The 14,101-nt window shown below is 43.4% G+C and carries 11 protein-coding genes and 3 pseudogenes; 12 read left to right on the plus strand and 2 right to left on the minus strand.

Annotated elements, in window-relative coordinates; translation table 11 throughout:
• Positions 1-594: IS5 family transposase (locus tag QTN95_RS10910; RefSeq protein WP_331417504.1), on the minus strand; the 594-nt coding region annotated here is incomplete at its 3' end.
• A gap of 308 nt (positions 595-902) precedes the next feature.
• Here QTN95_RS10910 and QTN95_RS10915 point away from each other — a divergent pair.
• The 3 genes and pseudogenes from QTN95_RS10915 to QTN95_RS10925 all read left to right on the plus strand — a co-directional run.
• On the plus strand, positions 903-1,463 hold the full coding sequence (locus QTN95_RS10915) for a hypothetical protein (RefSeq protein ID WP_331417505.1): 561 nt from the start codon (positions 903-905) through the stop codon (positions 1,461-1,463).
• Between the two features lie 76 nt (positions 1,464-1,539).
• Positions 1,540-1,965: a hypothetical protein gene (locus QTN95_RS10920; protein WP_331417506.1), complete on the plus strand. Its 426-nt coding sequence runs from the start codon at positions 1,540-1,542 to the stop codon at positions 1,963-1,965.
• A gap of 186 nt (positions 1,966-2,151) precedes the next feature.
• A pseudogene (locus tag QTN95_RS10925) lies at positions 2,152-2,640 on the plus strand (helix-turn-helix domain-containing protein); the annotation flags it as partial.
• A 35-nt stretch (positions 2,641-2,675) separates the two neighbouring features.
• On the opposite strand, the pseudogene QTN95_RS10930 reads toward QTN95_RS10925, so the two are convergent.
• A pseudogene (locus QTN95_RS10930) lies at positions 2,676-2,836 on the minus strand (transposase domain-containing protein); the annotation flags it as partial.
• Between the two features lie 104 nt (positions 2,837-2,940).
• Here QTN95_RS10930 and tnpC point away from each other — a divergent pair.
• The 9 genes and pseudogenes from tnpC (at position 2,941) to QTN95_RS10980 (ending at position 14,101) form a co-directional block, all read left to right on the plus strand.
• Positions 2,941-4,364, plus strand: a pseudogene (tnpC, locus tag QTN95_RS21260) (IS66 family transposase).
• Positions 4,365-4,630: 266 nt separating this feature from the next.
• A complete protein-coding gene (locus QTN95_RS10945; protein ID WP_331417534.1) occupies positions 4,631-5,041 on the plus strand; it encodes a hypothetical protein in 411 nt (136 codons plus the stop codon).
• Between the two features lie 852 nt (positions 5,042-5,893).
• The gene (locus QTN95_RS10950; protein ID WP_138971569.1) at positions 5,894-6,505 is read left to right on the plus strand and encodes a DUF2913 family protein; all 612 of its coding nucleotides are present in this window, start codon (positions 5,894-5,896) and stop codon (positions 6,503-6,505) included.
• Between the two features lie 466 nt (positions 6,506-6,971).
• Positions 6,972-8,438: a protein adenylyltransferase SelO gene (locus QTN95_RS10955; protein ID WP_331417509.1), complete on the plus strand. Its 1,467-nt coding sequence runs from the start codon at positions 6,972-6,974 to the stop codon at positions 8,436-8,438.
• 204 nt (positions 8,439-8,642) lie between these two features.
• On the plus strand, positions 8,643-9,365 hold the full coding sequence (locus tag QTN95_RS10960; protein ID WP_138970777.1) for a response regulator: 723 nt from the start codon (positions 8,643-8,645) through the stop codon (positions 9,363-9,365).
• A gap of 1 nt (position 9,366) precedes the next feature.
• Positions 9,367-10,815 (plus strand): ATP-binding protein, encoded by a 1,449-nt coding sequence (locus QTN95_RS10965; protein ID WP_443088868.1) that lies wholly within the window; start codon positions 9,367-9,369, stop codon positions 10,813-10,815.
• Positions 10,816-10,958: 143 nt separating this feature from the next.
• Entirely contained in the window at positions 10,959-12,206 is a 1,248-nt protein-coding gene (locus QTN95_RS10970; RefSeq protein WP_138970775.1) for an ABC transporter substrate-binding protein, read from the plus strand.
• A gap of 117 nt (positions 12,207-12,323) precedes the next feature.
• On the plus strand, positions 12,324-13,247 hold the full coding sequence (locus tag QTN95_RS10975) for a carbohydrate ABC transporter permease (protein WP_138970774.1): 924 nt from the start codon (positions 12,324-12,326) through the stop codon (positions 13,245-13,247).
• Positions 13,244-14,101: a carbohydrate ABC transporter permease gene (locus QTN95_RS10980; RefSeq protein WP_138970773.1), complete on the plus strand. Its 858-nt coding sequence runs from the start codon at positions 13,244-13,246 to the stop codon at positions 14,099-14,101. The genes QTN95_RS10975 and QTN95_RS10980 overlap by 4 nt, the downstream gene beginning before the upstream one ends.

Here is a 14,101-nt window from a genome sequence, read left to right on the forward strand (position 1 = left end):
TGTGTCATACGCTCCATCGGCAGATACGGTATCTATCTTTCTACGTAAAGGGTTGAGTAATGTTGACAACACTTCGCTATCGCCAACACTTACAAGACTGACTTCTGCACTAATGGCCTCATGAGTTTCTACATCAACGGCTAAGTGCAACTTGCGCCATGTTCTACGTTTTTCGGTACCGTGTTTCTTCACCTTCCACTCACCCTCACCAAAGACTTTGAGGCCAGTCGAGTCAATGGCTATATGACGAATAGCCCCTTTAGATTTATTACGGTATTTGACCTGGACTGTCTTCGAGCGTTTACTGATACAGGTGTAGTCTGGGGACGTCAGCGGAGCCTCCAATAACTCAAAGATAGAGTCGATAAAACCTTGGAGAGCACGCAATGGTAGTGAGAATATTCCTTTAATCATCAAGGCAGTTTCAATCGCTGTATCAGAGTACTGAAAGCCTCTACCACGCTTACCATGATGGGTTTTGCATCGCCATGCATCTACGGCTGTATCATCTATCCAGAACGTAACCGAGCCCCGTTTACACAGAGCCTTATTGTACTCCGCCCAGTTAGTTATCTTCTTTTTTGCCTTACCCATGTCACCACCGCTCTAACCATCATAAAGGGTCAGTTCGCAAGACTCGAAAAAGGTTCAACTGATTTAGGCAACAACGCCCCCTAAACACATTAACGTTCCCACAACCCTTACGCTCGATACACATTAACCGTAATCAAACTACTCCCAGAAACAAAATATTACACATATGATGTCTTGATCCCATATTTGTGTGATAAATGAAATATTTTGGTTGAAAGTTGTTCGTCACAAGGCGTAATTTTGAGTTGCATAGTATCTATATATATTGAAATTAACTTATCAATCAATAAATCAATTATGGCGCCATTATGAGAGAACTAGACATTGGACAAACTGAACATGTATCAGGTTCAGGAGTCCTAGCGGGTCAAGCTCTGAAGAAGCTAGGGAAAAAGGCTGCAAAGGAGGGGGCGAAGTATTATTGGAATGAAAGAGACAATATAGCTAATCGAGCAAAGAAAAACTGGGGAACAAAAGAGAAAATCGACCATTATAATAAGAGGAATAAAGAGGCTAAGGGAAGAAGTCGGGTCATATGTACGCACTTTTACCAGAAGGGCATGATTGAGCGTAATATTTGGAGAGCAGACTTAGAGTTCACACAGCAAAACTTGAGTGCTACCACCGTAAGAGGATACCATTATTGGGCTATTCCTTATGTGGAACTGATGCGTAATCATAGTTTTTTTGAAAAGATAATGCTTCCGATAGCCAAGTATCGTGCAATAGAGTTAGCTTATCAGATGAATGTTCTAGATAAAGGTTCCATTAGAGGGAAATTGATTCGTGCTATATTCGAACCAGCTTGTTTTGTTATTGGCTCTTTTTGTGAACAAAAAGACTGGCAAAGATTATGGGTAAATCAATAAAACATCTAGTTTGGTATACAAGGTGAGGTAATGGAGTTATTAATATGTTATCACATTTCAATATAAAGGTGGTCAGATGTACTTTTGGGCTATTGATAAGTTGAAAGAAGAATTTATAACTGGAACTATAAAAGAAAATGAGCTTGTTAAATATTTCATAGCCCACATTCTTATAGTTGGCGCAGCGCTTTCTATACCTTATCAAGAACCCAATATATTTGACTTGGTTGCGTCAATTTTAAGTGTGTTTCTTTGTATTGTTGGGGTGTTATATGCGTACCGATGTAATGGAGCTGACAAAGGTAGTCACTTTATCGCGAAGTTTCTTGCAATAAGTTGGGTCATGTTTATAAAGTTTTTGTTTTCAGTTTTCCTCTTTTACGCATTAATTATGCCACTACAGACTAATATATGGGATGTTCTTGTATTTGGTATGATTGAGATTCTTTTTTATTGGAGAGTTGCATTCCATATAAAAGGAATAGAAACTTATCAGAAGTAACGATCAGAACTCTTGGAATGTGGTTCCACCTGAAGCATGAGAGTGACCTCTTTCTCTTTGACTTAAGATTCAGCATACTTAATCAAAGTAGGTAACTCTCTTCTTTTCAAACTGAAGTGTCAGATCTATACCCGTGATCATTGAAGATGCTTGATTTTCAATAGAATCAGGATCATGCTACTAACCATGAAAATTACACTGACTCCTCAACAGAAACTGCAACTCGAACAAATGCACGACATTGAACGTGATAGTCGAGTTTGCGACCGTATTAAGGCGGTTTTGCTGGCTTCTGAAGGCTGGAGTCAGACTATGATTTCACAAGCCCTTCTCATTCATGAATCGACGGTCGCTCGCCACCTCAGCAACTACGTTCTTTCTGAAAAGCTTAAGCCTGAAAATGGTGGCAGCCAAAGCAAAATGTCTACGACTCAAACCATGCACCTAATCGAGCATTTGACTGAGAAAACCTATTCTCATACTCATCAAATTGTCGCCTACGTTAAAGAGACATTTGGACTTAATTATACTGTTTCTGGGATGAACAAATGGCTTCACCACAATGGTTTTAGCTACAAGCAACCGAAAGGCATACCACACAAGTTTGATGAAGCAAAACAGCAAGCATTCATAGAGGCGTATGAAGCGCTAAAGGCAAGCTGTAGCGAGGATGAATCGTATCCGCCCCATGATCCCACGGGGCGACACTGCTAGTGTTTGAAGTTCCAAGGCAGGAGCGCATCGATATCTGGCTCCGCTTTGCCAGCTCTTTCATACACTTGACCATATAGTCGTAAAGGATAAGACCATTGGCTTTCGCGGTCTCGACGATACTGTAGCTCGCTTCAGCCCCATTAGGGTTAGTTGAGAAGGTAACTATTCACCCAGCAGGTCTTGACTCCAAGGTTTTGTGACCTGGTTAACTTGATCACACATCCAACTTGAGTGATCTTTTTGTGATGGCAATCTGGAGGTATGAACAAGAAAACACTACCTCCTCCGCCAGATTTCGATTCGCCTGAAGAGGCGAAAGACATCATCCATTTTTTATGGAATAAGTTGGCAGAGCTTGAAGACAGACTAAATCAGAATAGTCGAGATTCTTCTGTGCCGTCATCACAACAACCTTTGTTTAACAAAGCCAAGAATACTTCGCCTAATCGGAAGAAATCTGGAAAAAAGCAAGGAGCTCAACCAGGTCATAAAGGTCATCGCCGACTGCTTCACCCAGTGGAAGACAGTGCCTCGGTTGAGCAATACTTACCAAACAAGACATGCCACTGCGGTGGTTGTGTCATTCCCAATCGAAAGCCCTATAAGCGGCATCAAATCTTCGATTTACCTGATATTTCGTATACATTAGTTGAACATCAAGTCTTCAAGGGTGAATGCTCATGGTGTGGCGATAAGCATCAAGCTGAGCTTCCAGAGTATGTGCCCGAAGTTCAGATGGGGCCAAATCTACATAGCTTTATCGCAATCCAAGCGACTCAGCACCATCAAAGCATAGGCAAAATACAATCGATGCTGAAAGATGTCTTTCAGTTGAGCTTCTCTATCGGTGCGATATCAGCGGCTCAGGGGCGAATAGCTGAATACTTAGCTGATACTCATAAGCAAATCCACGAAACAGTTAAAGCATCTGAACTGATTATGGCTGACGAAACCTCACATCAACGTAATAATGATAAACGTTGGATGTGGGCTGCACTGAGTAATAACGTAGCCTTTTCCAAATCAACAGTGGTAGAAACCAACATGCAGCCAAGCGACTACTTGGCGAGGCTGTTTCGCACCTTTTAGTCACTGACCAATACTCAGCCTACAAATATATTGATGATTCTAAGCGGTAGTTATGTTGGGCTCATATTTTGAGAAACGTCATCGCTATCGAGGAAAGTGTTTGCCCTGAAAACCAAAAAATCGGAGAAAAACTCGCTTTAATCGGTCATAGCGTATTCAGGTGCCATCATCGATACATCGAGAATAAAATGATCAAGAGCCAATATTATCGTCGACTCAGGCGATTAAGAAAGAGCTGGCTTCATTGGCTCAAACTGGGCAGTTATCAATGTTCAAAACGATATCGAGGTCGATGCCGTAACCTCATCGCAGATGATGCGATGGTCTGGCGCTTTATGGGTGACACCGAATGCTCATTAACGAACAATGCTGCAGAGCGAGTTCTCCGTAATTACATATTGATGAGAAAGTGCTGTTACGTAACTCGTTCATATCGAGGAGACCTGTTCCGTGAGCGGATGTTCTCGCTTATCGAGACAGCGAAACTTCAGCAGCTCTCTGCCTATAATTGGCTACGTGAAATAGTCGAACATCATATGCTCAAAGTAGATTATCAGACGCCAGCGTTTTTAGCCCAAACTGACGTCAATAGCTAGCGGGTGAATAGTTACTTCATTTGTATAGACTTCTGCTGACTAGCGAGTTTTTTAAAGTCGATGTTGTCGAGGCTATTCATGGTATTCTCGTGTAGAAATGACAGCCTCAATTAGACCATATTTTTACTTAGATTGGTATTAGTATCCCTTGTCTTACTTTAACTTATTGATTGTTAATTGAACCAATATGATTAAGAGTGCATTATATAGAAGAAAAAGACGACAGTTTGTCGACTAATAAGCGTTATGTAGCAAGGAGATTTGGTGTGCTTAACTTTTTGAATAAAAAGTCTTATGTTCAGTCAGTAGCTATAGATGTAGCTCCTAAACTGTGTGCTAAATTTGGGGAAAGGCTCGTCTATTCGTTCCAGGAAATTAGTTGGGCATTGAGTGAGATTAAGCGCAGCGATGACCAGTTCTATAAGTCAGTTTCTTATGGCATGTTGCTGCCTTACAGCAAAGATTTGGCTATCGAGTTACACGAAGACTTAGGTGACTTGTTAGAGTTTCAAAAGTCTGTCGGAGAGATCTTATTTAACGTGTCGGAAGTTCCTTCTTTTGAAAGCTACCTGTTATATGCAGAGGTAAATTCAGCACCTAAGTGTAAAGTTACGAACACGACTTTAGATAGTTCCGGTGGAGTAAACTTTCTTGATTTTGGTGGCGGTGAACCCTAGCTACATAACACATATGAGCCTTCTGCCTGTCAATAGGCAATAACATCCTGTTGGCTGCGTGAGCAGCCAATGCTCTTCGAACAACAAAGTTATCTACTTCGCTTTGTCATTTTGGTCATTAAGCATTGCTTACGACAAACACATATAGAAGGTCTCTTATTGCGGTCTCTCCGCTGCCAACCATTATTGGTTGGGCCATTATTTATCGGTTAACCCCAGCTGGCGCTATTCAAAAAAATGGTTAAACAGTTGTTTTCTAGTTATCTTCAGGCTCAGCCGAGGTGTAAGCAACTTTGCTGTTCGTTGTTATGGGTGCGCACCAATGAAGCGGCTAATCAAAGCAAGTGTCCCACACGTAATATGGACTTTTCTTCGGCTGTAATCCCTTTATCTCTTTTACAGTTAACATTTTATCACCTCAACTCACGAACTAGCGCTACTTGACTAACAGTAAAGTTAGTCAAGTAAGGAAGTGATTTAGTGTAGTTGTATGTAATCGTAAGTAGTATGATTACTATCTAGGTTTACTGTAAGTGATTGATTTTATTTTGTTGGTTAATCTTGTGTTATCGTTTGAAATCATAAAACCACATCACTTCTAAGGATGTGGTCGTAGGTTCGAATCCTACAGGGCGTGCCATTTATTCAGAAGCCCCGATAACTCGATGAGTTATCGGGGCTTTGTCGTTTCTGTGGTGCTGGTGGATCGTTACATATGCAACCTATATTCTGCGCTATTTCAACCGATTTAATATGCTCTCTGTACATAAGCTGTGCTTTTCGGTAGCATGTCGCTCCTCTGACGTTTCCGTCTTGGCCAAGTTCGAACCGAGTACCTACCTTTAGTGAACCATGCGCAGTATCCATACTAAAATTAAACCTGAATTTGAGCCGCTATTAGCAGAACTTGCTCTTCACGCTTTACTTCATTTGCGCACTAATCATACCGCAGTGTCTTTGGCGAGAAAGCCACGTTCCGATGTGAACGATATTCTTTCTGCTTGGCTTAACAAAGCTGCAAATAGCAAGAAATACAAACCCTTCAAGAAGAAAGTACGCTCGTTAGTCAGCCATGCTCGCTCACAGCGCTTAGATATGGAAGGGATGCTTGGGAATTTACTCCCGCCGGTAGAAGGGGACGAGTTACCTCATCTCGACAGTTTTTTGCTGTTGGTTAACACCTTAGAGAGGGAGTTAAACACCACAGTGTTGGTTTCAAGTCCTCAAGAGGTGGATCTAAAACATAACCCGAAAGGCTGTTTGCTGTGTGTGCTTTCTACGGATCTCAACGCACATTTCAACAATCGTAATCGCTTGGTTGCGGATATTTCTATGTTGTTTCGTGGGACTCACGGCGAAAAGCATACCTTGATGCGTACTATTTATTCGTCATCCTTATTTGAGCATAAAGTCGAATTTGAAGATGGCGACTTTGTACGTATCTCTTTGAGCTTACAAAAATAAAAAAAGTGGCACATGGCCTCCTGACTAAATACGTTATAATAATGTTCTACTTATTGCATTTGAACATAGTTAACCTTTCAGTGATTTCCCCCCCTATTGTTCTAATTATCCATAGTTAGAACAGGGTGAATAAAAAGTGTAGACGCTTGTCATAAAAATTTAATCTTAGTGTGCATTGTGAAAATATTGAAAATTCATCATATTGTAATGACTATGTAACAAAAAAGAGAGCGTGGTTTATGCAGCATCAAGAAATGATTCAACCTTCCAATTTTGGCGTTATCAGCCGCACTTGTCTGTTTTCATTGTTCGGTATTTTATTGGTATTCAGTATTATTTAGTTTTCGAGCAAGCCTTGACGAGGAAGTAATTACTCACTTAAGTGTACGGATACTCAAGGCGGCTCTGGATCTCACTCATTTGCTATGTTAGTTTCGCAGTGATTCATACTGTTAATGGTTTGTATATGTTTTCGCTGTCGTCACTTTCTCATCGTTTTGCCTCCTTGCCAGATGCTTTTTATACGCCTGTCGCACCGCAACCTCTTGATAATACGCGTTGGATTATTTGGAATGGACAGTTTGCTGAGCAATTTAATTTACCCCTACAGGCTCCTGACGGAGATCTGAAACAGTTTCTGACTGGTGAATACATCATAGAAAACTCGCCGCCTGTTGCCATGAAGTATGCAGGACACCAATTTGGTGTTTATAACCCTGAATTAGGGGATGGCCGTGGTCTATTGCTCGGTGAGTTGACTAATCATCATAACGAAGTCTTTGACTTGCATATTAAAGGTGCCGGTTTAACGCCTTATTCACGGATGGGGGATGGCAGGGCAGTATTGCGCTCTACAATTCGTGAGTATCTATGCAGTGAAGCGATGGCAGGACTTGGTATCCCAACGACGCGAGCTTTAGGGATGTTGGTGAGTGATACCCCTGTCTATAGAGAGAAGTGTGAGCAAGGTGCTCTATTAATTAGAATGGCACGCAGTCACATTCGTTTTGGTCATTTCGAGCATTTCTTCTATACCAATCAACTTGAAGAGCTTCAGTTATTAGCTGACAGAGTTGTTGAGTGGCACTTCCCCTCAGCACGGGACAATGAAAAACCTTATCTCTCGATGTTTGATCAAATCGTTCAACGTACTGCAAAAATGATAGCGCAATGGCAGGCGTATGGTTTTGCGCACGGGGTAATGAACACGGACAATATGTCGATCATTGGCGATACATTTGATTACGGTCCATTTGGTTTTCTTGACGATTACGACCCAAGTTATATTTGCAATCACTCTGACTACCAAGGGCGCTATGCATTTAATCAACAACCACGCATTGCGCTTTGGAATCTATCAGCCTTAGCTCACAGCTTGTCTCCTCTCATATTGAGAGAAGATCTAGAGCAAGCACTATCGCAGTTTGAGCCATTGTTAGGTCAGGAGTTTAGCCGTCTGATGCGAAGTAAATTGGGTATCAATAGTCAGCAGCAAAGTGATACGCAACTGTTTGGTGCAATGTTTGAGTTGTTACATCAACAGGGTATTGATTACACGCGTTTTTTACGCGAATTGTCATCGATCGATATCAAAGGGATTCAAGCGGTACTGGATCTTTTTCTCGACCAGCAGGCGATAAATCAGTGGTTGGCACAATACCTAGAACGCTGTGAGCATGAACATAATGGCCATGGAGAGGTGGTTTCCGCCGCCGAACGTTGTCAAGCCATGCGTCGGGTAAACCCGAAGTACATCTTGCGTAACTACCTCGCTCAAATTGCAATAGATCGAGCAGAAGAGGGCGATTTCAGCGAAGTAGAGCGCCTTGCCACCTTGTTGAGAAACCCTTTTGATGAGCAGGCTGAGATGAGTCAGTATGCCAACCTACCACCTGATTGGGGCAAAAAGATGGAGATTAGTTGTTCATCTTAATGACGTTGGCTCCAAGCGATGAGTTTCTCTTTGAGTAGGGTGCGGTTGATGGGTTTGGTTAGAAGGTTCGATAATTCGTTTTTTGTTAATAAGATGTGATGTGAGTCCGCAAGGGGTTCAAATTCTAAGTAATATCTTACAAATTACCGAATAAGAACTGTTTACACTCCTCAGTACTAAAGTCGCTCAGTAGTAGGTAAGGGTATGTCAGCTAAAATTCTTGTTGTCGATGATGATCAAGAGATTTGTGAGTTATTGGAAGAATACCTGACGAAGCAAGGTTATCAGGTTGATGCGGTCAATGACGGCGAACAGATGAAGTCGTATCTTGAACAGCAGGGTTATCCTGAACTTATCCTGCTTGATGTGATGCTGCCGGGAGATGATGGCTTTACTTTGTGTCAGCAAGTGCGCCGTCACTCTTCTGTCCCCATCATTATGCTCACTGCGGTCTCCGATGATACCGATCAGATCATCGGCCTTGAGATTGGTGCAGATGACTATATCGCAAAACCGTTCAATCCACGTCACCTCACCGCACGGATAAAAGCCGTGTTGCGCCGAGTTAACGTAGTAGAAGAGCTGCCTGCCAGTGTTATCGCTAAAACCATCGTATTTGGTGATTGGAAACTGGATCCCTTGGCACACAGAATTACTCATGTCGAGCGCCATGAGTCTCATGACTTGTCAGGTAGTGACTTTGCATTGCTGATGCTATTTCTTAAACGTCCAAATGAAGTACTTGACCGCGACACCATCTCTTTCGCGACTCGCGGTCGAGAAGCGTTACCCTTTGAACGCGGTATCGATGTCCAGCTTAGCCGATTGCGCCAAAGGTTAGGTGACAGTGCAAGATTCCCACATTACATCAAAACGATGCGTGGTAATGGCTATATTCTTGCGGTGCCTGTGAGTTATGAGCAATAAAATGCAAAATTGGTTACGCCGTTTCAAGCCCAATTCGCTAGTCAGCCGAACTCTGGGGTTAACGTTGTTGGCGGTTGTGCTCGCTCAAGGTGTGGCAACGACTATTTGGTACGCCGAGTCGAAACAGAAGGAGCTGGAAGGTATTCGCTCTGCTTCTGAAAGCATGGCAAATATGTTCTCTTCGACAGTGACCTTCTTTCAATCTTTGCCGGTCAAGTATCGCCATATTGTATTGGATCAGATCCGAAATATGGGCGGGACTCGTTTTTTCGTCTCATTCAATAAAGAGCAGTTAATCGTCGACCCGATAGAAGATACCCCGCTGAAATTGGCTTCATTGCAAGCAATTGAAAGTGTGTTAGCCAAAAAGCTACCTAAGGTCGAGTCGATTCAAGTCGACTTTTCTCATCCAGATAACTTGAGACTGCTCAAAAATGATATTTATCTGCATGACTTACCTAAGTCGTGGGCTCACCATACGCTGACGCTCAATCCCATTGATCCACCGATTCTCGTGGTACAAATTGAGCTAAAAACCCATGAGTGGGTCTATATTGCGGCTCTATTACCCGCACCGTATGTCACTCTCGACGATACCTTGATCGGTCGTGAACAGATGATGTTTCTGCTCTTCTCTACCACGATCTTATTGTTCCTTACTTACTTGTTGGTACGGCGTCAGGTCAAGCCACTCAAGCGATTAGCTAAGGCCGCGAATGAGATGAGCATGGACATCGATCAAGCGCCTATAAAGGAAGAGGGGGCGAGCGAATTGATCACCGCGACGCGTGCATTTAATCGTATGCAGCAGCGGATACGCCGTTATGTAGCGGATAGGGAGCATCTTTTCTCGGCGATTTCCCACGACCTGAAAACACCCATCACACGTTTAAGGCTGAGGGCCGAGTTGCTTGAAAACGACACCAAACGCGACAAGTTTAATCGTGACCTTGATGAACTAGAAATGATGGTTAAAGGGGCGTTGCAGTGTGTCCGTGACACCGACCTACATGAAAACAATGCCTACATTGATCTCAATGAGATGATACTGAGTGTGATTGAACCATTGAACCAACACCAGCAAACGGTTGAGTTTGATCCCTACCCAATTGAGCCAATTGTTGCGAAACCATTAGCGATCAAGCGAGTGATCAGTAATTTAGTCGATAACGCAGTAAAATATGGTCATCGTGCTGAGATTGCAGTGCTCACCAATCAGGAGTGGGTCAGTATTGTCATTGAGGATCATGGTCCAGGTATTCCTGAAGATAAGCTCGAAGCCGTTTTTGAACCCTATTTTAGATTGGCAAATGATGAAAATGGGCATGGCTTAGGCTTAGGTATCTGCCGGAATATTCTTCACGGACATGGCGGAGATCTCATTATTGATAACTTGCCCAGAAAAGGGTTACGCGCCCAAATCTATATTCCATCGAACCTAGAGGTGTAATGTAACATAGTTGTTACGTGGCGTTTACCGTTTGTTTCAATCTTAAATTTCAATTTGGATAGACTCTGTTTAGTACAAGCAAGAACGCTTGGGGTCATTGAGCTGTTGGCCTGAATGTCTAATCCAATACATGGAAGATAATAATGAAACTTAATAAAACCCTACTTACCCTCTCTCTATTGTCTGCTGCTAATGTTGCAACTGCTGGTGAAGTTGAAGTTCTTCACTGGTGGACTGCGGGCGGTGAAGCAAAATCTGCTGCTGTTCTTAAAGAGATGCTAGAAGAGCAAAACCACACTTGGAAAGATTTCGCAGTAGCTGGTGGTGGCGGTGAATCTGCTATGACGGTTTTGAAAACTCGTGCTGTATCAGGTAATCCACCATCAGCAGCACAAATCAAAGGTCATGACATTCAGGAGTGGGGCGGTCTTGGCTTCCTGACTTCTCTTGAGAGCACAGCAAAACAAGAAAAATGGGATGAAATCCTACCTTCAGTAGTCACCAAAGTGATGAAATACAACGGTGAGTACGTCGCAGTGCCGGTCAACGTTCACCGCGTTAACTGGATTTGGGCTAACCCTGAAGTGCTTAAGAAATCGGGCGTAGAGTTGCCAACCACATTGGATGAGTTCTTTGCTGCGGCTGAAAAAATTAAAGCCGCTGGTTTTGTACCACTCGCTCATGGTGGTCAGCCTTGGCAAGATGCCACTGTATTCGAAGCAGTCGCACTGGATGTACTAGGTAGTGAAGACTACAACAAAGCGTTTGTAGACCTAGACATGGATGTGCTTTCTGGTGACAAGATGGTGGAAGTGTTCACTAAGTTCAAGAAGGTGCGTGACTACATCGATGCAAACTCACCAGGACGTGACTGGAACGTTGCAACCTCAATGGTGATTAACGGTGAAGCGGCGATGCAAATCATGGGTGACTGGGCGAAAGGTGAGTTTACCGCTGCTGGTAAAGTTCCAGGCAAAGATTACATCTGTGCACCTGCTCCAGGTACGGATGGACAGTTCACGTTCAACATCGACAGCTTCGCTTTCTTCGAGCTTAGCAACAAAGACAATCAGAAAGCTCAGCAAGATCTAGCTCGTACAATCCTAACTAAAGAGTTCCAAGAGGTGTTTAACCTAAACAAAGGTTCAATTCCTGTACGCCTAGATATGGATATGTCTAAGTTTGACCAGTGTGCACTGGACTCTATGGCGACATTTAAGGCGAGCGCTCAGTCTGGTGACCTAGTACCAAGTATGGCGCACGGTCTATCAACAACGAGCTATGCACAAGGCGCCATCTACGACGTAGTGACTAACTTCTTCAATGATGACAAAGCGGATCCTAAGCAAGCAGCTCAAAAACTGGCTAAGGCCGTTAAAGCAGCCATTTAAACTTCGCTCGTTTAAGTACACCCCCAAAGGGCAGGCAGGCTTGTGGGGAGCCTGTCTGCCCTTTCTCTATTACCCGATCAGGAATTTGATTAGGGTCTTATGACGTAAGGACTCGTTATGGAGCATGTTGTTACTCGGTCTGATAAGAAGTCAAAAGCCAAGGTTAACCTAGGCGACCGACTTCAACATTGGCTGCCGAAAATCGTTCTTGCCCCGACAGTGCTTGTGACTGTGGTTTGTATCTATGGTTACATTTTCTGGACGGCGGCACTTTCAATGACCAACTCGCGCTTTCTGCCTAGCTTTAACTTCGTGGGTTTTGCCCAGTATGAAAAGCTAATGGAGAACGACCGTTGGATCACATCAATCACTAACCTAGGTATCTTTGGCCTGCTGTTTATGCTGGTGGCAATTGGTTTGGGAGTGGCTTTGGCTATCTTCCTCGACCAGAACATCCGTCAGGAAGGGGCGATCCGTACCATTTATCTCTATCCAATGGCGTTGTCATTCATCGTGACAGGTACGGCGTGGAAGTGGATTCTTAACCCGGGATTGGGTATCGAAAAATTAATGCAGGACTGGGGCTTTACCGAGTTCAAATTTGATTGGTTGGTTAACTCGGATATGTCTGTTTATACCTTGGTTATTGCCGCGGTTTGGCAGTCCTCTGGCTTTGTAATGGCGATGTTTTTAGCCGGCTTGCGAGGTATCGACTCTTCGATCATAAAAGCGGCGCAAATTGATGGCGCAAGTTTACCGACTATCTACTGGCAAATCATTATGCCGTGTTTGCGCCCGGTGTTTTTCAGCGCGGTGATTATTACCTCTCATATTGCGATCAAGAGCTTTGACTTGGTGACCGCTATGACAGCCGGTGGACCTGGTTACTCTTCCGATCTGCCTGCGCTATTTATGTATGCTCACTCATTTACTCGTGGTCAGATAGGTCTGGGTGCGGCGAGTGCGATGATGATGCTAGCAGGTATCTTAGCCATCTTAGTACCTTATCTTTACTCTGAACTTAGGGAGAAAAAATCATGATGCGTAGTGTCAATTTTTCTCGACTATTTATCTATTCGACACTGGTGTTCTTCTGTCTGGTTTACCTGATGCCACTGTTCGTAATGTTCATTACCTCATTTAAAACCTTGCCAGATATCAAAGCGGGTAACTTAATGAGTTTACCAACTGAGTGGGTGTTCGATGCTTGGTTTAAAGCATGGGACAGTGCTTGTACTGGTGTTAAGTGTGAAGGTGTTAAAGGTTACTTCTGGAACTCTTTCCAGATGGTTATTCCGGCCGTGGCTATCTCAACTCTATTAGGCGCGTTTAATGGTTACGTTGTGACCAAATGGCAATTCCGTGGTTCTAATCTGTTTTTCAGCCTATTGCTGTTCGGCTGTTTCATTCCGTTCCAGGTCATCCTTTTGCCGATGGCAGCAGTACTTGGCAAGTTAGGTTTGGCGAATACGACGGCTGGGCTAGTGATTGTTCACGTTATCTACGGTATGGCGTTTACTACACTGTTCTTCCGCAACTTCTATATCAGCGTCCCTGATGAACTGGTTAAAGCGGCGAAGCTAGATGGTGCAGGCTTCTTCACTATTTTCTTCAAGATTCTGTTACCAATCTCAACGCCTATCATCATGGTGACGGTGATTTGGCAGTTCACAGCGATTTGGAATGACTTCCTGTTCGGAGTGGTTTATTCAGGCTCAGAAACTCAACCAATAACTGTTGCACTCAATAACTTGGTTAACACCAGTACTGGTGTCAAAGAGTACAACGTTGATATGGCTGCGGCGATTATCGCGGCGCTGCCAACACTATTAGTTTATGTATTAGCAGGAAAATACTTTGTTCGCGGCCTAACGGCTGGGTCGGTAAAAGGATAA

Source organism: Vibrio sp. M260112, from assembly GCF_036533775.1.
In the GTDB taxonomy this organism is placed as follows: Bacteria; Pseudomonadota; Gammaproteobacteria; order Enterobacterales; family Vibrionaceae; genus Vibrio.

Coding starts and splice junctions, on each gene's coding strand:
- QTN95_RS10955 (WP_331417509.1), top strand. CDS start 6,972: ATGTTTTCGCTGTCGTCACTTTCTCATCGTTTTGCCTCCTTGCCAGAT.
- QTN95_RS10965 (WP_443088868.1), top strand. CDS start 9,367: ATGCAAAATTGGTTACGCCGTTTCAAGCCCAATTCGCTAGTCAGCCGA.
- QTN95_RS10960 (WP_138970777.1), top strand. CDS start 8,643: ATGTCAGCTAAAATTCTTGTTGTCGATGATGATCAAGAGATTTGTGAG.
- QTN95_RS10975 (WP_138970774.1), top strand. CDS start 12,324: ATGGAGCATGTTGTTACTCGGTCTGATAAGAAGTCAAAAGCCAAGGTT.
- QTN95_RS10970 (WP_138970775.1), top strand. CDS start 10,959: ATGAAACTTAATAAAACCCTACTTACCCTCTCTCTATTGTCTGCTGCT.
- QTN95_RS10980 (WP_138970773.1), top strand. CDS start 13,244: ATGATGCGTAGTGTCAATTTTTCTCGACTATTTATCTATTCGACACTG.
- QTN95_RS10915 (WP_331417505.1), top strand. CDS start 903: ATGAGAGAACTAGACATTGGACAAACTGAACATGTATCAGGTTCAGGA.
- QTN95_RS10920 (WP_331417506.1), top strand. CDS start 1,540: ATGTACTTTTGGGCTATTGATAAGTTGAAAGAAGAATTTATAACTGGA.
- QTN95_RS10950 (WP_138971569.1), top strand. CDS start 5,894: ATGCGCAGTATCCATACTAAAATTAAACCTGAATTTGAGCCGCTATTA.